This window comes from Rhodococcus tukisamuensis NBRC 100609, from assembly GCF_001894985.1.
Classification (GTDB): domain Bacteria; phylum Actinomycetota; class Actinomycetes; order Mycobacteriales; family Mycobacteriaceae; genus Rhodococcus_G; species Rhodococcus_G tukisamuensis.
The window spans coordinates 147,253-170,521 of the sequence record NZ_BCXG01000005.1 but is presented as its reverse complement, the minus strand read 5'-3'; the positions used below and the strand labels follow the sequence as shown (position 1 = coordinate 170,521).

Here is a 23,269-nt window from a genome sequence, read left to right as displayed (position 1 = left end):
CAGAAAGCGGGCCGGCGACGTGAGGGGATCGTCGCCGGCCCGCTGGCCCTGTGCGGAGGTCAGCTCGCGTAGGAGCGCAACCGCTCGGCGCGGTCGCCCTGCCGGAGCTTGCCCATGACCTCGCGCTCGATCTGACGCACCCGCTCGCGGGAGAGGCCGAAGATCTTGCCGATCTGGTCGAGGGTGCGCGGCTGCCCGTCGTCGAGCCCGTAGCGCAGCCGGATGACCTGCTGCTCGCGCTCGTCGAGGGTGCCCAGGACGCTGCGGATGTCGCTGTGCAGCAGGCCCGCGATGACGGCGTTCTCCGCGGACGTCGCCTCGGAGTCCTCGATGAAGTCGCCGAGCGGCGCCTCCTCGTCGCTGCCGACCGGCATGTCCAGGCTGACCGGGTCACGGCTGTGGTCGAGCAGGTCCGCGATCTTCGCGACCGGGATGCCGGACTCGCTCGACAACTCGTCGTCGGTGGCCTCGCGGCCGAGCTGCTGGTGCAGTTCCCGCTTGATCCGGGCCAACTTGTTGACCTGCTCGACCAGGTGCACGGGGAGCCGGATGGTGCGGGACTGGTCGGCCATGCCGCGGGTGATGGCCTGCCGGATCCACCAGGTGGCGTAGGTCGAGAACTTGAAGCCCTTGGCGTAGTCGAACTTCTCCATCGCGCGGATCAGCCCCAGGTTGCCCTCCTGGATCAGGTCCAGCAGCGGCATGCCTCGTCCGGTGTAGCGCTTGGCGAGGGAGACCACGAGGCGCAGGTTGGCCTCGAGCAGGTGGCTTCGTGCCGACTGTCCCTGACGGACAACGGTGGCAAGATCCCGCTTCTTGGCGGGGGTGAGTCGTTTGCGGGTGTCGAGGACGTGGGCAGCGTACAACCCCGCCTCGATGCGCTTGGCCAACTCGACCTCTTCCGCCGCGGTCAGCAGCGCGGTGCGCCCGATTCCGTTCAGGTACACCCGGACCAGGTCTGCGGCCGGGCTCTGGGCGTCCAGATCCTCGGCGGTGGGCCGCGCTCGTTCGGTGGTGGTGGGGCTCGTCATGGCCTGCCTCCTCATCGGCGTCTCTCATATGGCTCAACGCCGATTTGCCACCCAAAGTTCCCGCGAGACCTGCGTCACAATGTCTCTGACCTGGCGTTACGTGGGGGCGGTCCTGAGAACTTGCTGAGAAGGCGACGATCCGCTAGTTCGCCGGGAACCGGTCGGAGCCCACGCCGTCGGGCAGCACCAGCCCGTGCCGCACCAGGGAGTGGACGAGGGGCGCCGCGGCCGCCGCAAGGTCGGTTGCGTCCTCGCCGTGCGCGGCCGCGAGCAACTCGACCAGTTCCTCCAACGCCAGACCGCCGGGCTGCATTCCGCCGAGCAACGCCGCCGCCAGGTCGTCCACCTCGTGCTGCCAGTTCGGGCCGTCGCCGCGGTGCACCCGCGCGACCACCTGACGCCAGCCCTCCTCGCCGGGCAGGTACACCCGCTCGAGTGCGGTCGAGTCGGCGACCAGGAACCGGTGCTCGAGCACGTCCCGATCCCGCAGCCACCGCACCCGGTCGAAGTAGCCGAAGGCCTCGTCGCCGAGCGGGTCGGTGTAGCCGTGCCGCAGGTCCTCGGCCATCACGTCGCTGACCTCGTCGGTGCGGCGCAGGTAGACGAACCCGAAACCGATGCCCTCGACGTCGCTCTCCTCGAAGTGCGTCAGCCAGGCGTCGGCCTGGGCGGCGGTGGCCGGGTCACGCGGGTCGAGTCCGGCGTCGCGCATCCAGGTGCCGACGTACAGGGCGGGATCCGCGACGTCGCGTTGCACAACCCAGGCGTCCACGCCGTGCGCGGGCAGCCACGACGCCACGCGGGAGCGCCAGTCCTCGCCGGCGACGTGCACCCACGAGGCCAGCATGGACGCGGTGCCGCCCGGCTCGAGGTGGTCGAGGGTCCGCGAGATCATCAGTTCGCTGGCGCCGTCCAGGTCGAGCCCGGAGTCGCGGTAGGTGTGCTCGACGCGGGCCCGGCCGACAACGAACGGCGGGTTGGCGACGATGCGGTCGAACCGGCGTCCCGCCACCGGCTCGTACCAGGACCCGGCGAGCAGGTCGACGTCCACGTCGTTGAGCGCGAACGTCGCCGCCGAGAGGTCGAGGGCCCGCAGGTTCACGTCCGTCGCGGTCACCGACGTGCCGTAGCCGGTGGCGTGCAGCGCCTGGATGCCGCAGCCCGTGCCGATGTCGAGCACCGAGCCGGCCGGGGCCGTGGGAGTGCCGCGCAGCAGCGAGAGCGAGGCGTGCCCGACGCCGAGGACGTGGTCCGGGGCGGTCTGCCGGGGCCGGAGCGCGCCGTCGAGATCGGAGATCACCCAGCGGTTGCCGGCGCCGAGGTCGAGGGGGCGCAGGTCGAGCGCCGCGCGGACCTCGTCGCCGTCGCGCTCGAGCAGTCCTGCCGCGACCGCGTGGTCGAGGTCGACGGGGGCCAGCGCCGCCGCGACCTCGGTGGCCGGGCAGTCGTCGCCGAGGAGGAAAAGCCTGGTCAGGACGCCGAGGCCGCCGGCGTCTCGGGTGGCCCGCCGCACCGGCACCGGCTCGTTGCGTCCGAGTGCGTCGTGGGCCTGCGGGCCCAGCGCGTCGAGCAGCGCGTCGGCGGTGTACTCGGTACGGCGGAGGGCCTCGCGCAGCGGGCCGCAGAGGGAGAGCAGTTCGCGGTTCACCCGCACAGTCTCGCAGGGCCCGGGCCGGCCTCTGCCCGCGCGGACCCGAGGAGCGCTCAGCCCTCGATGGTGTGACGGTTTCCGGGTTCGATCTGTGGCGACGTCGGGGGGCGGTGGTCGTAGCGGCGAGGCTCGTCCGAGCGGCGGGGCGGACGGTCGTTGGCGATCAGCACGGCGATCCACGGCAGGGGGATCGAGGCGCCGATGATCAGCAGGCTGATCCAGCCGTTGTGCCACTCGCCGTAGGCGATCGCGGCGAGTACCAGCGCGGGGATGCGGAAGGCCATCAGGATCGTGTACTTGCGCACCCGGGCGTGCTGCTGGTCCTGGAAGGACTGGGCCGCGTCGGTGATGAGGACCGGATTGCGGGCCGCGTCGTCGCCGCCGCCGTTGTCGGTGGGCCGGAAGAATCCCGAACTGGCTGCCATTACTCCAGCCTCCCACTCCGGCGGCCCCGATGCACTACCGGGTCTCGCCGACCAGGGGGCGAATGCGTCATCATGGTGGGGTGAGCACCCAGACCAAGGAACGTCCCGACACCACCACCGACGAGTCGACCGACGACGACGCGCCCAAGTTCTTCCACTACGTGAAGAAGAACAAGATCGCGGAGAGCGCGGTCATGGGCACCCATGTCGTCGCGCTGTGCGGCGAGGTGTTTCCCGTGACCAAGTCCGCGAAGCCGGGTTCACCGGTGTGCCCGGCCTGCAAGGAGATCTACGAGGGGTTGCGCGCGGGCGACTGAGCCGACTGAGCCGCCACCGCGGCCGGAGGCGGCGGTGGCACCGGGCCTTCCGGTTCGGCGGCCGCCGAACCGGTCCCGGTGGTGCGGTCGGTCCCGGTGGTACGGATCGGGCCGGTCGCCAGCCGCCAGGTGAGGTTGGTCACCGCGCCGGTGACCGGGCCCGTGGAGGTGCCGGGCGGCGCGCTCGCGGCCGCGGCAGCCTGGGCGGCCAGCCATTCACGCATCTGCTCGATCCGGGTGGCGCGTGCGGGCCAGAACTCCTGGATGGTGGCGTTGAACTGTGCGCCGAGCACGACGGCGAACCCCAGGAAGAACGTGAACAGCAGGAAGGCGATCGGCGCGGCCAACGCGCCGTAGGTGTAGCCGGTGCCGGTGATCCAGGTCAGGTACCGGCGCAGCAACGCGCTCGCCGCCATGAAGAACACCCCGGCCAGCAGCGACCCGCCGAGCAGTCGGTGCCAGGGCAGGGACTTGGGCAGCGCGACCTTGTAGAGCGTGGTCAGGCCGGCGATCAGCAGCAGGCCCACCGCCGGGTAGTAGAAGGTGTCGATGGTCTGCGAGCCGACCTCGTACCAGGCCTCGGGCAGTGCCTGGCCGATGAGCGTCGGCCCCAGCGCCACCAACGGCAGCACGAACATCGACACGATGAGAAACATCACGTAGAGCAGCAGCGCGAAGATCCGCTGCCACACCGGGTTGCGGGCGTCCTTCTGCCCGTGTGCCTCCACGATCGAGTCGACGAACGTGGAGATCGCCGACGAGCCCGCCCACAGCGACAGCAGGAAGCCGGCCGAGACCACCTCGGGCCGTCCGCGGCCCAGGACGTCGGTGACGGTCGGCCGGATGATCTGGTCGACGACGTTCTCGCTGAACACGGTGTGGCTGAAGGTGATGATCTTGGACTCGATGATGTCGACGGTGTCCGGGCCGAACCAGCCGCCGACGTAGCCGAGGGTGCCCAGCAGGCCCAGGAGCAGCGGCGGAAGGGACAGCGTCTGCCAGAACGCGGCGGTCGCGGCCTTGCCGAAGATCGAGTCCCCCCACGCCTTGACGGCGGTACGGGCGACGACCATCCACACCAGGCGCAGTGCGCTGCCCTCGGGCGGCTCCGTCGCCGCGGGTGCGCCGACCCGCGCGGCCGGCGGCGTGCCGGCGCGCTCTCCCGGGATCGGTTCACTCATGGTGAGTCCAGCATTCCTGACTGCCGGTCGGGGCCGCCGATTGCGGTGGCCGTGTCGGGAAAATTCTGCCACCGCGACACGCGGCGGACCCGCGGGCGGCGTGTCGGGGATGCGGAGAAGGTCGGTCGTCAGGGTTAGGCTCCATCGCGACCGACAGCAGACCAGAAGGAGCGAAAGCGACAGTGCTCACGGGTAACGCCGAATCTCCGCCACCCGCACCCGTCGCCACCCTTCGAGCGTGGCAGCGCCGTGCCCTCACGAAGTACCTGGCGACCAAACCTCGCGACTTCCTCGCCGTAGCCACCCCCGGCGCGGGCAAGACCACCTTCGCGCTCCGCGTGGCGGCCGAACTGCTCGGCGACCGCACTGTGGACGAGGTCACGGTGGTCGCGCCGACCGAGCACCTCAAGCACCAGTGGGCCGAGTCGGCGGCGCGCATGGGCATCGCACTGGACTCGAACTTCTCCAACTCGACCGGGCAGACGTCATCGGACTACCACGGTGTGGTGGTGACCTATGCGCAGGTGGCCTCGCACCCCACCCGGCACCGGGTCCGCACCGAGAACCGCCGCACCCTGGTGATCCTCGACGAGATCCACCACGGCGGCGACGCCAAGAGCTGGGGTGAGGCGATCCGGGAGGCCTACGACCCGGCGACCCGGCGGCTTGCCCTCACCGGTACCCCGTTCCGCAGCGACGACAGCGCCATCCCGTTCATCCAGTACGAGCCGGACCGGGAGGGGCTGCTGCGGTCCAAGGCGGACCACGCCTACGGATACTCCGACGCGCTCGCCGACGGCGTCGTGCGGCCCGTCGTGTTCCTGGCGTACTCGGGCGAGGCGCGCTGGCGCACCAGCGCGGGCGAGGAGTTCACCGCCCGGCTCGGCGAGCCTCTCAACGCCGAGCAGACCGCACGGGCCTGGCGTACCGCGCTGGACCCGACCGGCGACTGGATCCCGGCGGTGCTGACCGCGGCCAACACCCGGCTCGGACAGCTGCGGGCCGGCGGCATACCGGACGCGGGCGGCCTCGTGATCGCGACCGACCAGACCGTGGCCCGGGCCTACGCGAAGATCCTCGAGACCATCACCGGGACGACGCCGACCCTGGTGCTCTCCGACGACCCGACGGCGTCCAAGCGCATCGCCGAGTTCAGTGCCAGCACCGACGCCTGGATGGTCGCGGTGCGGATGGTGTCCGAGGGCGTCGACGTGCCCCGCCTCGCGGTCGGTGTGTACGCCACCAGCGCCTCGACGCCGCTGTACTTCGCCCAGGCCATCGGCCGATTCGTGCGGATGCGCCGCAAGGGCGAGACGGCGAGCGTCTTCGTCCCCTCGGTGCCGGTCCTGCTCGACCTGGCCAGCCAGCTCGAGGTGCAGCGCGACCACGTACTCGGCAAGCCGCACCGCGAGAAGGACGGCCTCGAGGACGAGCTGCTCGCCGACGCCAACAAGCAGAAGGACGAGCCGGGCGAGGAGGAGAAGGCGTTCACCTCGCTCGGCGCCGACGCCGAACTGGACCAGGTGATCTACGACGGCTCCTCGTTCGGGACGGCCACCTTCGCGGGCAGCGACGAGGAGGCCGACTACCTCGGCCTGCCCGGCCTGCTCGACGCCGACCAGATGCGGGCGCTGCTGCGCGAACGCCAGGCCACTCAGCTCGACAAGGTCGCCGCCCGCCAGGCCGCGCCCACCGTCGCCGCGCCGACCGCGGTCGCGGACCGGGTGGCCTCGGCGGGGAAGCTGGCCGAGCTCCGCAAGGAACTCAACGGGCTGGTCGCCATGCAGCACCACCGCACCGGCAAGCCGCACGGCTGGATCCACGGGGAGCTGCGCCGGGTCTGCGGCGGCCCGCCGACCGCGATCGCGACCGTCGAGCAGCTGACCGAGCGGATCGCCACGCTGCGTAAGTGGTAGCGGCGCCGCGCTGGGTAGTGGCAGCGGCGTCGGGGAGACACACAGCAGAGAGCCCGCACCGGTTCGGTGCGGGCTCTCTGTGTCGTGCTTGTCGTATGGGGCCCTCGTGGGCGCCCGGTGGCGCTGACGGCCTAGATCGCTGCCTCGTCGAGGACGCCGCTGACGATCGTGGCGTTCATCGAGCGAAGTCGATCTTCGTGCTCGTTGGCGTGGTGCTGGCAGAAGAGAAGCTCACCACCAGAGGACAACACCGCGCGGACGCGGGCTCCTGCACCGCACCGGTCGCACCGGTCGGCTGCGGTCAACGGGGGGCTGGTCAGTGTTCCGGGCATGACTCCTCCGTACTGGCTTCCGGTCCTAGCCGGCCGCCTGGGGCCTGGTCCGCCGCGTCGGGTTGGCGCGGTGGATCCACTCTGTCAGACGTTTGGCGTGCCGTCGTTGTTCCCGGCAGCGTTTCTTTGTGGTTTCTCTAACAGGGAACACGCGGCCGCGGTGACGCAGGTCATACCGCGCTCGGCGATAGCCTTCGCAGGTGACGGATCGGACGGACACCCTGGTACACATCTGCACGGTCGAGCAGTGGCGACAGGCCCAGCGGGCGGGGGAGCGGGTCCCCGAGACCTACGCCGCGGACGGGTTCGTGCACCTGTCCACCACCGCGCAGGTGCACCTGCCCGCGAACCGGTTGTTCGCCGGCCGCACCGACCTGGTCCTGCTCCACCTGGACGCGGACCGGTTCGGCGCCGAGGTCCGCTGGGAGCCGGGGGTGCCCGGGGACCCGGACGCCATGCTGTTCCCGCACCTGTACGGGACCCTCCCGGTGGCCGCGGTGACCGAGGTGCGCGAGTACCTGCCCGGCGCCGACGGGGCATTCGGACCGCCGGCGTAGCGCCTGCGCACGACGTCGCCGGGCGTCGCGGGCGGCGCCGGCGGGCGGCCGGGGAGGTTCCCTCCCCTCGGGTGGCGGCACACGGTTACCGTGGTGGCATGAACGTGGAAGTGACCCCTCTTCCCGGTATCGGTATCCGCAAGGACTTCGAGACCACCACCGGGCGGCGCATCGGTGTCGTCAGTCATCGCGACGGCGGGACCGACCTCATCATCTCGAAGCGGGACGACCCCGATGCGTGCATGGCGTCGATCCCGCTGAGCAGTGACGAGGCGGGGGTGCTGGCGAATCTGCTGGGCGCCCCGCAGCTGGTCGCGCAGCTGCGCGAGGAGCACCGGGAGCTGGCCGGCATCAACACCCGGCAGCTGCCGATCGTCGACGACTCCCCGTTCGACGGCCGGACGCTGGGCGAGACGGCACTGCGGACCCGGACCGGGGTGTCCGTGGTCGCGGTGATGCGCGCCGGGCACGCATACCCGTCGCCGACCCCGGACTTCAACCTCACCGCGGGCGACCTGCTGGTGGCAGTCGGCACCGCCGACGGCCTCGACAGTGCGACGAAGATCCTGCATCACGGATGAGGTCGGTCTTCCGCACCGGTAGTCCTGCGCGGGGTGGACGGTGACCAGCACCGCGCTGGCCCTGATCCAACTCGGCGCGGTGTTCTTCGCCCTGGGTGTGCTCGGCCGGCTGGCCGGCCGGATCGGGCTCTCGCCGATTCCGCTGTACCTGGTCGGCGGGCTCTGCTTCGGGGAGGGCGGCTTCCTCGAACTCGGTGACATCGGCTCGTTCTCGCACCTGGCCAGCGAGATCGGCGTGGTGCTGCTGCTGTTGCTGCTCGGCCTCGAGTACACGGCATCGGAGCTGATGACCGGGCTGCGCAAGTCCTGGATGGGCGGCGTCCTGGACCTGGTGCTGAATGCGACACCCGGAGCGCTGGTCGCGTTGATGCTCGGCTGGGGTCCCGTCGGGGCCATGGTGATGGCGGGCGTCACCTACATCTCGTCGTCGGGGATCGTGGCCAAGGTGCTCGGGGACCTGGGCCGCCTCGGCAACAGGGAGACGCCGGTGGTGCTGTCCATCCTGGTGTTCGAGGACCTGGCGATGGCCGTCTACCTCCCCATCCTCACCGCCCTGCTGGCCGGGGTGAGCCTGCTCGGCGGCCTCAAGGCGGTAGGCATCTCGCTGTGCGTGGTCACCCTGGTGCTCGTCATCGCGCTCAAGTACGGCCACGTCGTGTCCGCGGTCGTCGACAGCAAGGACAAGGAGGTCTTCCTCCTCAAGCTGCTCGGCGCGGCGTTGCTGGTCGCGGGCCTCGCGTCGGCGATGCAGGTGTCGGCGGCGGTCGGGGCGTTCCTGCTCGGCATCGCGATTTCGGGGTCGACCGCGCGCAACGCCACCAAGGTGCTCGAGCCGCTACGGGACCTGTTTGCGGCGATGTTCTTCGTCGTGTTCGGCCTGAACACCGATCCCGGCACCATCCCGCCCGTGCTGGGGTGGGCGGTGGTGCTGGCGGTGGTCACCACCCTCACCAAGGTGGCGACCGGGGTGTGGGCCGCGCGGCGGCAGGGGATCGCCAGGATGGGCCAGGCCCGGGCCGGCGCCGCGCTGGTGGCCCGCGGCGAGTTCTCGATCGTCATCGCCGGGCTCGCGGTCTCCGCCGGCGCGGTCGAGGGGGAGTTGGCGGCCCTCGCGACCGCCTACGTGCTGCTGATGGCCGTGCTCGGTCCCGTGGCCGCCCGGGTGGTCGAACCGACGGCCCGCGCGGTGCTGCGCCTGGTGCCGGGCTCGACGGGCGGTCCCGGCGTCACTCCGGTGCCCGCCGGCGACTGAGCCCGCACCCGTCGACCGGACACACGAATGCCCCGCCACCTTCGCGGTGACGGGGCATTCGTCGTCTGGTCGGGACCGATTAGTCCAGGTAGTCCCGGAGCACCTGCGAACGCGACGGGTGGCGTAGCTTCGACATCGTCTTCGACTCGATCTGGCGGATCCGCTCACGCGTGACGCCGTAGACCTGACCGATTTCGTCTAAAGTGCGCGGCTGGCCGTCGGTGAGACCGAAGCGCAGGCGCACGACGCCGGCTTCGCGCTCGGAGAGCGTCTCGAGCACCGATGCCAGCTGGTCCTGCAGCAGGGTGAACGAGACCGCGTCCACCGCGACCACGGCCTCGGAGTCCTCGATGAAGTCGCCGAGCTGGCTGTCGCCCTCGTCGCCGATCGTCTGGTCGAGCGAGATGGGCTCACGCGCGTACTGCTGGATCTCCAGCACCTTCTCGGGCGTGATGTCCATTTCCTTGGCGAGCTCCTCGGGCGTGGGCTCGCGGCCCAGGTCCTGGAGCAGCTCACGCTGGATGCGGCCGAGCTTGTTGATGACCTCGACCATGTGCACCGGGATACGGATGGTGCGGGCCTGGTCGGCCATCGCGCGGGTGATCGCCTGGCGAATCCACCACGTGGCGTACGTGGAGAACTTGTAACCCTTGGTGTAGTCGAACTTCTCGACCGCGCGGATCAGTCCGAGGTTGCCCTCCTGGATCAGGTCCAGGAACGCCATGCCGCGACCGGTGTAGCGCTTGGCCAGCGAGACGACGAGGCGAAGGTTCGCCTCGAGCAGGTGGTTCTTGGCGCGGTTGCCGTCGCGGGTGATCCAGTTCAGGTTGCGACGATCGGTGGGGGTCGGCTTCTCGCCGGCCTCCGCCATCTTGCCCATCTTGTGCGTCGCGAACAGACCGGCCTCGATGCGCTTGGCGAGCTCGACCTCCTCCTCGGCGTTGAGGAGGGCGACCTTGCCGATCTGCTTGAGGTACGCGCGGACCGAGTCGGCCGACGCGGTGAGCTCGGCGTCCTTGCGCGCCTGGCGCAGTGCCTCGGACTCTTCCTCGTCCCAGACGAAGTCTCCGGAGGCCTTGTCCTTCTCGGTCGGCTCGGCGGTCTCTTCCTCGTCCTCCTCGACGGCGACGACCTCGACCACCTCGTCGGTGAGGTCGCCCTCGGGGACCTCGAGGTCGGCCATGTCGATGTTGTCCTCGTGGCCCTCGGGGTCACCCTTCGCGGCGGCCTTCTTGGCGGGGGCCTTCTTCGCGGCCGTCTTCTTGGCGGGGGCCTTCTTCGCGGCGGCCTTCTTGGCGGGGGCCTTCTTGGCCGGCGCCTTCTTCGCGGGGGCCTTCTTCGCTGCAGCCTTCTTCGCAGGTGCGGTGCCCGTGGCCGCCTCGGCGGACGCCGATTCGGTGCTCGGTTCGGCGGTCTGACTTGTATCGGTGGCGGCCACGTACGCCCTTTCGTGACGGTGTCGTGCGGCGTCACGCCAGAGTGATTTTCCGGCGGAGAGGTCAGTTGAGTTTCGCCGGCATCGAGCCGGGCCCCACCATTGTAACTATCGATTCGGGCGTTGATGTCCAGATGCTGGTCGACGCGGTGATCGGGGCGTGTGCTCCGGGGTCGAGACGCTGCGCTGCGGGGGTCGAGAGGCAGCGCCGCGGGGTCGGGAGGCCGGCGCGGCGCAGCCCGTTCAGCGGGCCGGGGTGGACTGGGCGGCGAGCGCGGCGCCCACGATGCCGGCGGTGTTGCGCAGCGTGGCGGCCACCACCGGGGTCCGGTTCGTCAGGTGCGGAATCCACTTCTCGCCCTTGCGGCTGATGCCGCCACCTGCGATGAACAGGTCCGGCCACAGCAGGTCCTCGAACCGGGTCAGCACCCGCGTGACCTCCTTCGACCAGTCCTTGTAGGACAGGTCCTGCTGCTCCTTGACCGAGGACGCGGCCCGGTGCTCGGCCTCCTTGCCGTCCACCTCCATGTGTCCGAGCTCGGTGTTCGGCAGCAGGACGCCGTGGTGCAGGATCGCCGAGCCGATGCCGGTGCCGAAGGTCAGCAGCACGACGACGCCGTCGACGTCCTTGCCGGCGCCGTAGCGGTCCTCCGCGATGCCCGCCGCGTCGGCGTCGTTGAGGACGGTCACGGGGCGACCGCTGAGTGCCGCGGAGAACAGGGCCCGTGCGTCGGTGCCGATCCAGGACTTGTCGATGTTCGCCGCGGTCCGTGCGACGCCGTCGGTGACCACCGAGGGCAGCGTGAGCCCGACCTCGCCGTCCCAGCCGGCCTGCGTGACGATCTCGCGGACGGTGGCGGCGATGGCGTCGGGGGTGGCGGGCTGCGGCGTCTCGATCTTGATCCGGTCACCGATCAACTCGCCGGTCTCGAGGTCGACCAGACCCCCCTTGACGCCGCTGCCGCCGACGTCGACGCCGAACCCGCGTCGCCCCGAGACGTCGCCCGCCGAGGCCGCCGCGACGGCGGGGGACAGGTCGTTCACCGATTCAGCCATGGGGGCCACCATAGTGGCCGCACCCTGCGGCCGGCACGGCCAGGGAAGAACTCGCGCGGCCGGATCGAGGTGAGGCACCATGGGGCGTGCCACTTTTCGAGAACCATCCCGCTGTCCGAGCTCTCCCGGCGCCCGACCTGTCGGCCGGTTCCGACGACCCGGAGGTGTTGCGCGGCGTGGCGGTCCGGATCGCCGTCGAGGCTGCCCAGCACGTGCGGGTCCGTCGTCCCGAGGTGTTCGGCGCGGTCGGCGGAGGCGCCGCCGAGACCGACGAGGCGGTGGCGACGAAGTCCACACCGACCGACCCGGTCACCGTCGTCGACACCGAGACGGAGGAGCTTGTCCGCGCTCTGCTGGCCCGATGGCGCCCGGCGGACGCGATACTCGGCGAGGAGGGCGGGGGAGCCGCGGGCAGGGTCGACGGGGTGCAGTGGATCGTCGACCCCATCGACGGCACCGTGAACTTCCTCTACGGGATCCCGGCTTTCGCGGTGTCGGTCGCGGCGCAGGTCGACGGCGTCTCCGTGGCCGGTGCCGTGGTCGACGTCGCGGCGGGCGCGGTCTACTCCGCCGCCCGGGGTGGCGGTGCCAGCCTGCACGAGGCGTCCGGCGAGGTGCACGCGCTGCGCTGCAACCCGGTCACCGACGTGTCAATGGCGTTGCTGGCCACCGGGTTCGGGTACGCGCGGAGCCGTCGCGTCCGGCAGGGCGAGTTGATCGCGTCGGTGCTGCCGCGGGTGCGTGACATCCGCCGGATCGGGTCCGCGGCGCTGGACCTGTGCATGGTCGCGACCGGCCGGGTGGACGCGCACTTCGAGCACGGCCTGAGCCCCTGGGACTGGGCGGCGGGCGCGCTGATCGCGTCGGAGGCGGGAGCGGAGGTGCGACTGCCCGCGCCGGACTCGACCAGCGACGACGGGCTGGTGACAGTCGCCGCCGCACCCGGCATCGCGGCCGAGTTGGACGCGATGTTTGACGAGCTGGGGGTGTTCGCGCCGATCCCGGCGTGAGGGTCGCCGGGCCGACGCAGCCCGGGGCGGCTCAGCAGCGCGTGGTGCGGGCTGCCTTGAGCAGGTCGATGTCCACCGGCGCCGTGGCGCTTCCGCCGGGCGCGGGGTTCTTCAGCGAGGCGAGCACCTCCTCGGCGTCGGTGTTCGGCTGCAGTTCCCGGAAGTAGGTTCCCAGCGCCAGGTCCACGCTGTCGTCCGCGCGCTCGTCCTGGATGAGCTCGGCGCAGGGCTCGATCAGCCACAGCGTGCTGGCCGCCGCCATTCCGTTCGGGCCGAACCGGATCTGGCCCTGGCACTGCATGTTCTGGTCGACGTAGACGGGGTCGTTGCCGACCTGCACGTCGGGGGCGCTGGCGAATCCGTAGTCGCTCAGCTGCGAGGCGACGTGGGCGGCCTGACCGCGCTCGCCGTTCGCGTTGAACACCCGGACCCGGGTGGCCGACAGCGCGGCCGGTTCGACGTCGAGCATGGTGTCGGGATTGACCTTCGCGCCGAGTGGCTGCGGGGCGGGCGCGTCCGGGTCCAGTGTCGCGGGTGTCTGCGGCAGGTTGCAGGTGACCGTGGCGGAGAGCACCTCGTCCTTGGTGAGGATCCGGAACCACAGGACGGAGCCGAGCACCGCGAGAACGCCGAGCAGGGCGACGACGGGCAGGGCGCGACGGCGTCGGAACGGCCGGCCGTTCTCGTCGCTGCTGTGCCCATCGGCGATCAGTGAAACCACGATTCGTCCTGACCTCTCGGTGTTCGGGTGCCGGTTACCGCAGGCGGCGACCGACTCGCTGGGTGCAACTCGCTGGATGGTGCTCGGGAACGAGTCCCAGCGCAAAGCTCGACCCACTGTAGAGAAGGACAGCTTAGAGAGCCGTGAGCCTGGCGTCCGGCGCGGGTCGGCGCGTCGCGGCGGGCGGCGGCGGCGGCCGTCACGATGCCCGGAATGTCTCGCTTCCCGTCGGCGTTTATCTCGATTGTCGGACGGTTTTCGGGCCTCGACGAATAGGACTGCGACATTTGCGCCGAGTTCGGCTATTGTCTGGCGGCCCCATGCTGACAGAACGTGGGTGTCGATAGTTGGGAGTCGACTGTGAATGTGGCACAAGTCATATTTGCTGACGTTAACTTCTGGGCACCATTTCGGGAACCAACGCGTTATGCAGCCACGTGTCCCACGGGACGCGGTGAACGGGATCGAATCATCAGAGAGGACGAGGGGAAGACGAGATGGCAACCGACTACGACGCACCGAGGCGTTCGGAATCCGACGAGGTATCGGAGGATTCACTCGAGGAGTTGAAGGCTCGGCGCAACGAGGCACAGTCCGCGGTGGTCGACGTCGACGAGTCGGATACGGCGGAGTCCTTCGAGCTGCCCGGCGCGGATCTGTCCGGCGAAGAACTGTCCGTCCGGGTCGTACCGAAGCAGGCCGACGAGTTCACCTGCTCGAGCTGCTTCCTGGTGCACCACCGGAGCAGGCTCGCCAGCGACGCCGACGGCGTGCTGATCTGCATGGACTGCGCCGCCTGACGACGATGCAGACGTGCCGCGGTGCGAGTGGCGCCGTGTGCTGTGGCCGGACCGTGACGGGTCCGGCCGTGGCGTAGCGCGGCCGCATCCAGCCCAGATGCGCGCGCGTGCCCCGAACCACGAGAGCGGTGCCCGGCCTCCATGGCCGGGCACCGCTCTCGTTCTTCGATCGGGCCGCTCCGGGTCGAGCGGGGGGCGCGGTCAGCGGCCGCCGAGTTCCGCCGCGAGCTTCTCCGGGTGACGCGTGCTGACCAGCCAGTACGGCGTCGGATCCTCCGGGTCGTCGAGCACGATCAGCACCATCGGCTTGACCCAGGTCCGGTGCTGGACGAAGGCGGTCGGGTCGAGCTGACGCCCCAGGGCCGCGGACTTCGCGGTGCCGGGAACCACCGCGACCCGGGAGATGACGTCGAGCGGCAGCCGGGCCCGGCCGACGCGGAGTTCACCCGGGCTGCCGGGCGCCCCGTCGACGACCTCGACGCGGAGGCGGCTGAGCCACAGCAGTCCCCACACCGGGAACGGGAACAGCAGCACGTAGGGCAGCCAGGCGAACAGTCCGGGCGCGCCCATGTGGATCTCGGCGGCCAGCAGGCCGGCCACCCCGAGGCCGGCGAGCCACCACCAGATCGGAACCCACAGGCGTTCGGAGTACCGCGGCGCGGTGGCCGGGTCGTGGGAGGCGGCAGGGGCATGTTGCGGGTTCTCGGGCACGCATCCAGAGTAGTCTCGGTGCACGTGAACGATCTTCCTGCCATCGAGCTGCTGCGCCTCGATCCCCAGATGCCGGTCCCGACACGGGCGCACGAGGGGGACGCCGGCGTCGACCTGTGTTCGACCGTCGATGTGACCATCGAGCCAGGCGAACGCGTGCTGGTCGGCACCGGCATCGCCATTGCGCTGCCGGTCGGCACGGTCGGGCTGATCCATCCCCGTTCCGGCCTGGCCGCAAAGTCCGGATTGTCGGTGGTCAACACGCCCGGCACGGTCGATGCCGGCTACCGCGGGGAGATCAAGGTCTGCCTGATCAACCACGACACTCGCACCGCGGTCGAGATCCGGCGCGGCGACCGCATCGCTCAGCTGCTGGTCCAGCGCGTCGAGTTGGTCACCTTCGTCGAGGTCGACTCGCTCGACGAGACCAGTCGGGGTGAGGCAGGTCACGGCTCCACCGGCGGTCATGCGATCCTGCATGCGGTGTCGGCACTGCCCCAGGAAGAGGCGCATTGATGTTCGGACGTAAGAAGAAGGACGCTGCGCAGGACGCGGCAGCGGACCGTTTCGCGGACCTGCGCGACGATGCCGCGGCGGAGGTCGACGTGGACGCGCCGACGGGTGTCGAGGACCGCGGCCCCTACGACCTGGCGGACCTCGACGGCGCGGAGCCGACCGAGGGCGAGAACGGCCCTCGCCTCGACCTCGGGTCGGTGCTGGTGCCGATGCCCGAGGGCGGCCAGATCCAGGTGGAGATGGCGCCGGACGGCACGCCCCAGGCCGTCCACCTGGTGACCGTGCTGGGTCGGATCACGGTGGCGGCGTACGCCGCGCCGAAGTCCGCCGGTCAGTGGCGCGAGGTCGCCGCGGACCTGGCCGACTCGCTGCGCAACGACAACGCCGCGGTGAGCGTGGAATCCGGTCCCTGGGGACGTGAGCTGCACGCCGTCACCCCCGGTGCGGACCTGCGCTTCATCGGCGTGGACGGTTACCGGTGGATGATCCGGTGCGTCGTGGCCGGTCCGGCCGGGTCCGTGGGCCTGGACTCGCCGCTCGCCGAGTCGGCGCGGGAGGTCCTGCGCGACACCGTCGTCCAGCGCGGCGACGAGCCGCACCCGGTGCGCACCCCGTTGCCCGTGGTGCTGCCGCAGATGCTCGCGGAGCAGTTGATCGCGGCGCAGCAGCAGCAGTTGCAGGCCCAGCAGGAGCAGGAGCTCGCGCAGCAGCAACAACAGCAGGTCCAGCAGCAACAGCAGCAACAGCAGCCGCCGGTGCCCGAGCAGGCCGCCGTGCTGCCCGAGGAACCGGCCGTCCAGCCGCCCGAACAGCGTCCGGGCGGCGGGGGATCGGCCATGCAGCAGCTCGGCCATTAGGCGCCGAGTCAGCAGCTAGGGGCGGGGGCCGGTCAGCCCACGGGCCGCCGGGACAGGGCGTCGCTCAGGGCCGTCAGGCAGGCCCGTCCCAGCACCCCGGCATCGGCGCCGATCGCGTCCAGGGTGGTCGTCGCGACGGCGGCGACGGGCAGCGCCGCCGCCCACTCCGAGGCCACCTCGTGCGGGTGAACCGGGTCGTCGGTCGCCGCACAGATGCCGACGGGAACCGTCATCCGTGCCATCTCCGCCTCGGTCAGCCCCCGGTAGCCGGACGCCTCGTCCAGAGCCGACGGCAGGTGCGGCCACTGCGAGCGCCAGGACCGCTCGAGTTCACCGCCCAGCCAGGCCGGGCTGGTCTCGATCATCGCCGAGGTGACGGCGTCGAGGCCTTCGGCCCGGAGTCGGCCGGCCGTGTAGGCGGCGCTCATGGCCGCGGGTGCGCCTTCCGGGGACCCGGTCCAGGCCGGCAGCGCCGCCAGCACGCCCGCCGTGCGGGACGGGTGTTCGGCGGCCCAGGCGAGGGCCACGGCGGCGCCGATGGAGACGCCGCCGGCGAGGATCGAGCCGTGCTCCGCGGCCGCCTCGTCGAGGGCGTCGAGGTAGCTGCCGACCACCCGCCGCGGATTCGGTTCGACCGCGATCACCCGCACTCCCACCTGCGACAACGCGTCGGTGAACGCCCTCGTGGCGAAGGCGGCGTCGGATCCGGTTCCGGGCAGGACCACCGCGACGGGCGGCAACTTCTGATGTGGCATACGTCGATACTGCCTCGTGCGTGAGGCGGGTCACTCGGGCGGTGTGGGTTGACGTCTGCGATCGGGGCTACAGTTGCGGATATACAGCCCTTTCACGCGGAGCGACCGTCGCCCCGCACATGCTCCAGGAGCGCGTTATGGCACTCGCGGCCACCGGCTACTTCCGTCGGCTCACCCATCGACTCACCGAGGACATCGATCAGCTCGATGCCGAGGAGATGATGGCCGAGTCGGCACATGCGTCGGGCGCTCAACGCGCCCGTGACTGTGCTTGTGGTGAAGAGGTCACCATGTACGGGCGGCTGCGCGCGGTCGCGGCCTGTCCCAAGGCGTCGGCCGCCAGCGTGGAGGCCGAGTTCTTCGACGGCACCGACGCGGTGACCCTGGTGTGGTTCGGTCGCCGCCGCATCGCGGGCATCGAATCGGGGAAGAAGATCCTGGTCCGAGGGCGCCTCGGCGACCGCAACGGGCTGAAGGTCATCTACAACCCCTACTACGAGCTGCAAGGCGACTCGTAACCCAGTCGCCCGTCTGTGGCACCCTCGTGTGGTGGCAGACGCGCAGCGGGATCAGCAGACCATCCTCGAGCAACTCGGCGGGATCAGTGGGTTGGTCTACTCGACCCTGCCCATCCTGCTGTTCGTGCCGGTCAACAGCATCTGGGGGCTGACCGCCGCGATCTGGGCCGCGCTCGGCGCGGCGGCTGTCGTCCTCGTGTGGCGCCTGGCGGTCAAGGGGACCGTCCAGCCGGCGATCTCCGGCTTCATCGGTGTCGGTGTGTGCGCCTTCATCGCGCACCGGACCGGTGACGCCAAGGGCTACTTCCTGTTCGGGATCTACACCAGCCTGCTGTACGCCGGGGTGTTCCTGGTGTCGATCCTCGCGCGCTGGCCCCTGGTCGGTGTGCTGTGGGGCTTCCTCAACGGCCACGGCAACAGTTGGCGACGCGCCCGACCAGCGGTGCGGGCCTACGACATCGCGACCGCGGCTTGGGCGCTGGTCTTCGGCGCCCGGTACCTGGTGCAGTCGCAGCTCTACGACACCGACCACACCGGCTGGCTGGCCTTCTCCCGGATCGCGATGGGCTGGCCGTTGACGGCCCTGGTCATGGTGGTCACGGTGTGGGCGGTCCGGCGGGCCGACCGGGTGGTGGACGCGGCCGGCCTCGATGCCGACGACGCGGCGAGTGCCGACACGGCAGTTGCGGAGGCCGAAAGTGATGTCTCCGACGTCGACGGGACCGAGACCGGGAATTCCCGCGACAGGTAGACGGACCTCACAATTGCGTGTCGTTGTGAATTGAAAATCGGATGTCCCGGTATATCGCCGGCAATTTCTGCTACACGCTCCAATCGGTCCGCCGATTAATGAAACAAACGTCCATTTCCATTCGCTCGGTGCGCCCCTCGCAGGCCTTGACGACGCCCGTACCGTCGAGGCATGAGCAACCTGGAAACCGCGCCCCGCGAGACCGTCTGCGGCGGGCTCGGTGACACGGCAGCCACCCCGGTTCTGGAGACGTACGCGGGCCGCGAGGTGATGTTGGGCAACACGCCGGTCCGCCGGATACTGCCGAACCTGGGCCGGCGCCTCGTCGGCGCGTGGTGCTTCGTCGACCACTACGGTCCCGACGACATCGAGTCCGAGCCCGGCATGGCGGTGCCGCCGCACCCGCACACCGGCCTGCAGACCGTCAGTTGGCTGCTGGAGGGGGAGATCCGGCACCGCGACAGCATCGGCAGCGACCAGCAGTTCTGTCCCGGCGAGCTGGGGTTGATGACGTCGGGTCGGGCCATCTCCCACGCCGAGCACAGCCCCGCCGGGCACAGCCCGCTCCTGCACGGCGTCCAGCTGTGGGTGGCACTGCCGGACCGGGACCGCTTCACCGCGCCGTCCTGGGAGCACCACGCCGAGCTGCCGGCGCTCTCCGGGCGGGGCCACCACACCACGGTGATCCTGGGCGAGGTGGACGGGGCCCGCTCGCCGGGCACCACCTTCAGCCCGCTGGTCGGCGCCGACCTTGCCGTCGGCAGCGGGGTGACCGCCCGGTTGCCCCTCGAGCGTGACTTCGAGCATGCGGTGCTCGTGATGTCGGGCGTCGTCGTCTTCGACGGGGTCCAGGTCGGGCCGGGGTCGATGCTCTACCTCGGCTGCGGACGCACCGAGCTCGCCGTGCACGGCGAGGTGGAATCGCGGGTCATGCTGCTCGGCGGCGAACCGTTCGAGGAGCAGATCGTGATGTGGTGGAACTTCGTGGCCCGCAGCCACGAGGAGATCGTCGCCGCCCGAACCGAGTACTCGAGCGGCACCGGATTCGGGGTGGTCAACGCCTACGACGGTCCGCAGCTGCCCGCGCCGGCACTGCCGCCGGGAGCGTTGAAGCCGGGCGGCCGCACCCGCTGACCGGAGCCGGTCGCTCCGCAGGCTCCGCTCCTACGCGCTCCCCTATGTCACATTCGGTATCCAGGGACACCAAATGTGACATAGGGGACCGGTCGGCGGGGACTTCGCCGAACGGAACGGGGCCGTCAGCTCAGGCGCCGGACACCGACCGCCTCGCGCAGTTCGTCCTCCACCTCGTGGGACGCCACGAACAGCAGCTCGTCTCCGCCCTCGATCGGGTCGTCGGGCTGCGGCACGATCACCCGGCCGCCGCGCAGGATGGTCACCAGGGCGGCGTCGCGGGGCAGCTGGATCTTTCGCACCGGCTTGCCGGCCAGCGGGGTGTCGTCGGACAGGGTGATCTCCACCAGGTTCGCCTGGCCCTGCCGGAAGGTCATCAGGCGGACGAGGTCACCCACGGAGACGGCCTCCTCGACCAGCGAGGCCAGCATCCGCGGCGTCGACACCGCGACGTCGACGCCCCAGGACTCGTCGAAGAGCCACTCGTTGCGGGGGTCGTTGACCCGCGCAACGACGCGCCGGACCGCGAACTCGGTCTTGGCGAGCAGGCTGACCACGATGTTCGCCTTGTCGTCGCCGGTCGCCGCGATCATCACGTCGTAGGACTCGAGCTTCGCCGCCTCGAGCAGCGCGAGCTCGCAGGCGTCGGCGTGCACCCACAGCGCCTCGGGCAGGACATCGGGCTCGACGTGCTCGAGCTTGCGTTCGAGCAACATGACGTGGTGCTCGCTGCGGATCAGCTCGCGGGCGATCGACCGCCCGACGGCACCGGCTCCAGCGATTGCGACCCTCATCGGGTCCCTCCGATCAGGTTGGTGGACGGACAGGTCACGGCCGGCGCCGCGGCTGATGCCACTGCCGCTGCCGCGGCGGGGGCGCTCACGCGTCCACCGGCGGCGGGGTCGCGGCCAGGGCGAGGGCCTCGGCGGCCCGCCCCGACACCGCGGCGACGTACACCTGGTCGTCGGCCTGGATGACGGTCTTGCGGTCCGGCAACACGCCGGTGCCGAACCGGATCAGGAAGGCCACCCGCGAGGCGGTGAATTCCTCGAGCTCCGCGACCGAGTGCCCCACCCAGTCCTCGTGCAACGCGAGTTCGGCCACCTCCACGGTGCCGGTGGGATCGCGCCACTTGGTGGTGTCGGACTCCCGGGTGAGGTGGTGCAGGAACCGGTCGGTCGTCCACGGCACGGTCGCGACGGTCGGGATGCCCAGGCGTTCGTACACGGCGGCGCGCTTGGCGTCGTAGATCCGCGCGACGACCCGGCTGACGCCGAAGGTCTCCCGGGCCACCCGGGCGGAGATGATGTTCGAGTTGTCGCCGGAGGACACCGCCGCGAACGCCTCGGCCCGCTCGATGCCGGCCTTGATCAGCACGTCGCGGTCGAATCCCATGCCGACCACCCGCGTGCCGGTGAACTCGGGGTCGAGCCGGCGGAACGACTCGGGGTCCCGGTCGATGATTGCGACCTCGTGGCCGATCCGGCTCAGACCCGCCGCGAGGGCAGATCCGACTCGGCCGCACCCCATCACGACTACATACACCGCTGGCCTCCGCTCGTCGGTCTCCCGACGCTCTGGTTGGGGTCGCCGCGGTGGCGGCGACCGGTCGGTGGAACGCTACCGCCCCCGCCGCGGCGGTGCCGCGTGCCGTCGGTATTCGCCTGTCGCCGGCCCGTGCCGTTGTCCGTATTGGACCGCGAGTTGGCGTGCGATGGCACTGGATCGGTTCCGACGGCTTACGCTTTGCCAGTGTCAAAGCTCTCGACCGCCACGAAGCGGCTGTTGGTGGGTAGACCGTTCCGAAGCGACAAGCTGGGGCACACCCTCTTGCCGAAGCGGATTGCGCTGCCCGTGTTCGCATCCGATGCGATGTCGTCGGTCGCCTACGCACCCGAGGAGATCTTCCTGGTGCTGTCGGTGGCCGGCATCTCGGCATATGCGTACACCCCGTGGATCGGCCTCGCCGTCTGCGTCGTGATGGCGGTTGTGGTGGCGAGTTACCGCCAGAACGTGCACGCCTACCCGTCCGGCGGCGGCGACTACGAGGTGGCGACGACCAACCTCGGTCCGAATGCCGGGCTGACCGTCGGCAGCGCCCTGATGGTCGACTACGTGCTCACCGTGGCGGTCTCGATCTCCTCGGCGGCGTCCAACATCGGTTCGGCGGTGCCGTTCGTCGCGACCCACAAGGTGCTGTTCGCGGTCGCCGCCATCGTGCTGCTCACCGCCATCAACCTGCGCGGCATCCGGGAGTCCGGCACCGCGTTTGCGCTCCCGACCTACGCCTTCATCGTGGGTATGTTCGTGATGCTCGGATGGGGGCTGTTCCGGATCTACGTGCTCGGTGACGACGTGCGCGCGGTCTCGTCCGGGTTCGTCCTGAACGCCGAGGACCAGCACCTGTACGGGATCGCGTTCGCGTTTCTGATTGCCCGCGCGTTCTCCTCGGGCTGTGCCGCGCTGACCGGCGTCGAGGCGATCAGCAACGGCGTTCCCGCATTCCAGAAGCCTAAGTCCCGCAACGCCGCGACCACGCTGCTGCTGCTCGGCACCTTTGCGATCGTGCTGCTGATGGGCATCATCATCCTGGCCCAGAAGATCGGGATCGTGTACGCCCACAACCCTGCGGAGCAGTTGGTCGGCGCGCCCGAGGGCTACCAGCAGAAGACGCTCATCGCGCAGCTGGCGGAGGCGGTGTTCGCCGGCTTCCCGATCGGCTTCTACTTCATCGCGATCGTCACCGCGCTGATCCTGGTGCTGGCCGCCAACACGGCCTTCAACGGCTTCCCGGTGCTCGGCTCCATCCTGGCCCAGGACCGCTACCTGCCCCGCCAGCTGCACACCCGCGGCGACCGGCTCGCGTTCAGCAACGGCATCCTGTTCCTCTCCGGCGCGGCGATCGCGTTCGTGGTGGTGTTCGGGGCCGAGGTCACCAAGCTGATCCAGCTCTACATCGTCGGCGTCTTCGTCTCGTTCGTACTCAGCCAGACCGGCATGATCCGGCACTGGACCCGGCACCTGAAGTCCGAGACCGATCCGGCGCAGCGCCGGCGCATGCATCGTTCCCGGGTGATCAACTCGATCGGCCTGGCCATGACCGGCGCGGTGCTGATCATCGTGCTGCTCACCAAGTTCGCCGCCGGCGCCTGGATCGCGATCGTCGCGATGATCGCGATCTTCCTGGTGATGAAGTCGATCCGGCGGCACTACGACAACGTCGCCGCCGAACTGGACGAGCAGGAGTGGGACGGCGTGCTGCCCAGTCGGACCCACTCGATCGTCCTGGTGTCCAAGCTGCACATGCCGACGATGCGCGCGCTGGCCTACGCCCGCGCCACCCGGCCGGACACCCTCGAGGCGGTGACGGTCAACGTCGACGAGCCGGACACCCGTGCCCTGGTGCGCGAGTGGGAGCGCAGCGACGTCACGGTGCCGCTCAAGGTGATCGAGTCCCCGTACCGGGAGATCACCAAGCCGATCCTGGACTACGTCCGGCGGGTCCGTCGGGACTCGCCGCGGGACGTGGTGACGGTCTTCATCCCCGAGTACGTGGTCGGGCACTGGTGGGAGCAGATCCTGCACAACCAGAGCGCGCTGCGGCTCAAGAGCCGGCTGCTGTTCCAGCCCGGCGTGATGGTCACCAGCGTGCCCTGGCAGCTCAGTTCGTCGGAGAAGGCCCGTGAACGCGCCCGACGGGTCGAACCGTCGGCGGCACCGGGCGCGACGCGTCGGGGTTTCGACGCACCGGAAGGCAAGTAG

General features: G+C 70.4%; 24 protein-coding genes and 1 pseudogene. 13 read left to right on the top strand and 12 right to left on the bottom strand.

Translation table 11 applies throughout. The features are described 5' to 3' along the window. Window positions 1–59: 59 nt before the first annotated feature. The 3 genes from RT2_RS07735 to RT2_RS07725 all read right to left on the bottom strand — a co-directional run bounded on the left by RT2_RS07735 (window position 60) and on the right by RT2_RS07725 (window position 3,107). Window positions 60–1,031 carry a sigma-70 family RNA polymerase sigma factor gene (locus RT2_RS07735; protein WP_072844006.1) on the bottom strand — a complete coding sequence of 324 codons (972 nt, stop codon included), beginning with the start codon at window positions 1,029–1,031 and terminating at the stop codon, window positions 60–62. Between the two features lie 142 nt (window positions 1,032–1,173). Next, window positions 1,174–2,679 carry a DUF7782 domain-containing protein gene (locus RT2_RS07730; RefSeq protein ID WP_072844004.1) on the bottom strand — a complete coding sequence of 502 codons (1,506 nt, stop codon included), beginning with the start codon at window positions 2,677–2,679 and terminating at the stop codon, window positions 1,174–1,176. Between the two features lie 56 nt (window positions 2,680–2,735). After that, the gene (locus RT2_RS07725) at window positions 2,736–3,107 is read right to left on the bottom strand and encodes a DUF3099 domain-containing protein (RefSeq protein WP_072844002.1); all 372 of its coding nucleotides are present in this window, start codon (window positions 3,105–3,107) and stop codon (window positions 2,736–2,738) included. Window positions 3,108–3,187: 80 nt separating this feature from the next. On the opposite strand from RT2_RS07725, the gene RT2_RS07720 reads away from it, so the two are divergent. Beyond that, entirely contained in the window at window positions 3,188–3,424 is a 237-nt protein-coding gene (locus tag RT2_RS07720) for a DUF3039 domain-containing protein (protein ID WP_072844000.1), read from the top strand. Here RT2_RS07720 and RT2_RS07715 read toward each other — a convergent pair. Continuing rightward, entirely contained in the window at window positions 3,397–4,497 is a 1,101-nt protein-coding gene (locus RT2_RS07715; protein WP_072844242.1) for a YihY/virulence factor BrkB family protein, read from the bottom strand. The two genes, RT2_RS07720 and RT2_RS07715, sit on opposite strands and share 28 nt — an antisense overlap. Window positions 4,498–4,787: 290 nt before the next feature. Between RT2_RS07715 and RT2_RS07710 the strand changes: the two genes are divergently transcribed. Next, entirely contained in the window at window positions 4,788–6,521 is a 1,734-nt protein-coding gene (locus RT2_RS07710) for a DEAD/DEAH box helicase (RefSeq protein WP_083577175.1), read from the top strand. Between the two features lie 131 nt (window positions 6,522–6,652). Here the strand turns inward: RT2_RS07710 and RT2_RS07705 are convergent, their stop codons facing one another. Then, window positions 6,653–6,853, bottom strand: a complete 201-nt coding sequence (locus tag RT2_RS07705; RefSeq protein ID WP_072843998.1) for a DUF7455 domain-containing protein — start codon at window positions 6,851–6,853, stop codon at window positions 6,653–6,655. 200 nt (window positions 6,854–7,053) lie between these two features. On the opposite strand from RT2_RS07705, the gene RT2_RS07700 reads away from it, so the two are divergent. The 3 genes from RT2_RS07700 (at window position 7,054) to RT2_RS07690 (ending at window position 9,243) form a co-directional block, all read left to right on the top strand. Then, entirely contained in the window at window positions 7,054–7,410 is a 357-nt protein-coding gene (locus tag RT2_RS07700) for a DUF952 domain-containing protein (RefSeq protein WP_072843996.1), read from the top strand. Window positions 7,411–7,508: 98 nt separating this feature from the next. Beyond that, window positions 7,509–7,991, top strand: coding sequence for a cation:proton antiporter regulatory subunit (locus tag RT2_RS07695; RefSeq protein WP_072843994.1), 483 nt, complete (start codon window positions 7,509–7,511; stop codon window positions 7,989–7,991). 40 nt (window positions 7,992–8,031) lie between these two features. After that, entirely contained in the window at window positions 8,032–9,243 is a 1,212-nt protein-coding gene (locus RT2_RS07690) for a cation:proton antiporter (RefSeq protein WP_072843992.1), read from the top strand. 79 nt (window positions 9,244–9,322) lie between these two features. On the opposite strand, the pseudogene RT2_RS07685 reads toward RT2_RS07690, so the two are convergent. Together RT2_RS07685 and ppgK are read right to left on the bottom strand one after the other, a co-directional pair. Continuing rightward, window positions 9,323–10,726 (bottom strand): annotated as a pseudogene (locus RT2_RS07685) (RNA polymerase sigma factor); the annotation flags it as partial. A gap of 195 nt (window positions 10,727–10,921) precedes the next feature. Next, a complete protein-coding gene (gene ppgK, locus RT2_RS07680) occupies window positions 10,922–11,734 on the bottom strand; it encodes a polyphosphate--glucose phosphotransferase (RefSeq protein WP_083577171.1) in 813 nt (270 codons plus the stop codon). Between the two features lie 137 nt (window positions 11,735–11,871). Between ppgK and RT2_RS07675 the strand changes: the two genes are divergently transcribed. After that, window positions 11,872–12,744, top strand: coding sequence for an inositol monophosphatase family protein (locus RT2_RS07675; RefSeq protein ID WP_072844239.1), 873 nt, complete (start codon window positions 11,872–11,874; stop codon window positions 12,742–12,744). A 31-nt stretch (window positions 12,745–12,775) separates the two neighbouring features. Here the strand turns inward: RT2_RS07675 and cei are convergent, their stop codons facing one another. Beyond that, complete coding sequence (cei, locus tag RT2_RS07670; protein ID WP_072843990.1) at window positions 12,776–13,465, bottom strand: envelope integrity protein Cei; 690 nt, start codon at window positions 13,463–13,465, stop codon at window positions 12,776–12,778. 497 nt (window positions 13,466–13,962) lie between these two features. On the opposite strand from cei, the gene RT2_RS07665 reads away from it, so the two are divergent. Next, entirely contained in the window at window positions 13,963–14,265 is a 303-nt protein-coding gene (locus RT2_RS07665; RefSeq protein WP_072843989.1) for a DUF4193 domain-containing protein, read from the top strand. A 201-nt stretch (window positions 14,266–14,466) separates the two neighbouring features. On the opposite strand, the gene RT2_RS07660 is transcribed toward RT2_RS07665, so the two are convergent. After that, window positions 14,467–14,976, bottom strand: a complete 510-nt coding sequence (locus RT2_RS07660; RefSeq protein WP_072843988.1) for a DUF3093 domain-containing protein — start codon at window positions 14,974–14,976, stop codon at window positions 14,467–14,469. Here RT2_RS07660 and dut point away from each other — a divergent pair. Continuing rightward, window positions 14,956–15,492: a dUTP diphosphatase gene (dut, locus tag RT2_RS07655; RefSeq protein WP_072843986.1), complete on the top strand. Its 537-nt coding sequence runs from the start codon at window positions 14,956–14,958 to the stop codon at window positions 15,490–15,492. The genes RT2_RS07660 and dut overlap by 21 nt on opposite strands. Then, window positions 15,492–16,349 carry a DUF3710 domain-containing protein gene (locus RT2_RS07650; protein ID WP_072843985.1) on the top strand — a complete coding sequence of 286 codons (858 nt, stop codon included), beginning with the start codon at window positions 15,492–15,494 and terminating at the stop codon, window positions 16,347–16,349. Before dut ends, RT2_RS07650 begins: the two co-directional genes overlap by 1 nt. Before the next feature lie 32 nt (window positions 16,350–16,381). On the opposite strand, the gene RT2_RS07645 is transcribed toward RT2_RS07650, so the two are convergent. After that, the gene (locus tag RT2_RS07645; protein ID WP_072843984.1) at window positions 16,382–17,104 is read right to left on the bottom strand and encodes an alpha/beta fold hydrolase; all 723 of its coding nucleotides are present in this window, start codon (window positions 17,102–17,104) and stop codon (window positions 16,382–16,384) included. Between the two features lie 137 nt (window positions 17,105–17,241). Here RT2_RS07645 and RT2_RS07640 point away from each other — a divergent pair, with 137 nt between their 5' ends. The 3 genes from RT2_RS07640 (at window position 17,242) to RT2_RS07630 (ending at window position 19,507) form a co-directional block, all read left to right on the top strand. Next, on the top strand, window positions 17,242–17,622 hold the full coding sequence (locus RT2_RS07640; RefSeq protein WP_072843982.1) for an OB-fold nucleic acid binding domain-containing protein: 381 nt from the start codon (window positions 17,242–17,244) through the stop codon (window positions 17,620–17,622). A 31-nt stretch (window positions 17,623–17,653) separates the two neighbouring features. Then, window positions 17,654–18,373: a DUF3159 domain-containing protein gene (locus RT2_RS07635; protein WP_245709167.1), complete on the top strand. Its 720-nt coding sequence runs from the start codon at window positions 17,654–17,656 to the stop codon at window positions 18,371–18,373. A gap of 171 nt (window positions 18,374–18,544) precedes the next feature. Continuing rightward, the gene (locus tag RT2_RS07630; RefSeq protein WP_072843978.1) at window positions 18,545–19,507 is read left to right on the top strand and encodes a pirin family protein; all 963 of its coding nucleotides are present in this window, start codon (window positions 18,545–18,547) and stop codon (window positions 19,505–19,507) included. A gap of 125 nt (window positions 19,508–19,632) precedes the next feature. Here RT2_RS07630 and RT2_RS07625 read toward each other — a convergent pair whose 3' ends face one another. Both RT2_RS07625 and RT2_RS07620 read right to left on the bottom strand, forming a co-directional pair. Then, complete coding sequence (locus RT2_RS07625; RefSeq protein ID WP_072843977.1) at window positions 19,633–20,301, bottom strand: potassium channel family protein; 669 nt, start codon at window positions 20,299–20,301, stop codon at window positions 19,633–19,635. Between the two features lie 85 nt (window positions 20,302–20,386). Then, window positions 20,387–21,052 (bottom strand): potassium channel family protein, encoded by a 666-nt coding sequence (locus RT2_RS07620; protein WP_072843976.1) that lies wholly within the window; start codon window positions 21,050–21,052, stop codon window positions 20,387–20,389. 207 nt (window positions 21,053–21,259) lie between these two features. Here RT2_RS07620 and RT2_RS07615 point away from each other — a divergent pair, with 207 nt between their 5' ends. After that, window positions 21,260–23,269: an APC family permease gene (locus tag RT2_RS07615; protein WP_072843975.1), complete on the top strand. Its 2,010-nt coding sequence runs from the start codon at window positions 21,260–21,262 to the stop codon at window positions 23,267–23,269.

Coding starts and splice junctions, on each gene's coding strand:
- RT2_RS07735 (WP_072844006.1), bottom strand. CDS start 1,031: ATGACGAGCCCCACCACCACCGAACGAGCGCGGCCCACCGCCGAGGAT.
- RT2_RS07725 (WP_072844002.1), bottom strand. CDS start 3,107: ATGGCAGCCAGTTCGGGATTCTTCCGGCCCACCGACAACGGCGGCGGC.
- RT2_RS07715 (WP_072844242.1), bottom strand. CDS start 4,497: ATGGTCGTCGCCCGTACCGCCGTCAAGGCGTGGGGGGACTCGATCTTC.
- RT2_RS07705 (WP_072843998.1), bottom strand. CDS start 6,853: ATGCCCGGAACACTGACCAGCCCCCCGTTGACCGCAGCCGACCGGTGC.
- RT2_RS07695 (WP_072843994.1), top strand. CDS start 7,509: ATGAACGTGGAAGTGACCCCTCTTCCCGGTATCGGTATCCGCAAGGAC.
- ppgK (WP_083577171.1), bottom strand. CDS start 11,734: ATGGCTGAATCGGTGAACGACCTGTCCCCCGCCGTCGCGGCGGCCTCG.
- RT2_RS07665 (WP_072843989.1), top strand. CDS start 13,963: ATGGCAACCGACTACGACGCACCGAGGCGTTCGGAATCCGACGAGGTA.
- dut (WP_072843986.1), top strand. CDS start 14,956: ATGTTGCGGGTTCTCGGGCACGCATCCAGAGTAGTCTCGGTGCACGTG.
- RT2_RS07650 (WP_072843985.1), top strand. CDS start 15,492: ATGTTCGGACGTAAGAAGAAGGACGCTGCGCAGGACGCGGCAGCGGAC.
- RT2_RS07645 (WP_072843984.1), bottom strand. CDS start 17,104: ATGCCACATCAGAAGTTGCCGCCCGTCGCGGTGGTCCTGCCCGGAACC.
- RT2_RS07640 (WP_072843982.1), top strand. CDS start 17,242: ATGGCACTCGCGGCCACCGGCTACTTCCGTCGGCTCACCCATCGACTC.
- RT2_RS07630 (WP_072843978.1), top strand. CDS start 18,545: ATGAGCAACCTGGAAACCGCGCCCCGCGAGACCGTCTGCGGCGGGCTC.
- RT2_RS07625 (WP_072843977.1), bottom strand. CDS start 20,301: ATGAGGGTCGCAATCGCTGGAGCCGGTGCCGTCGGGCGGTCGATCGCC.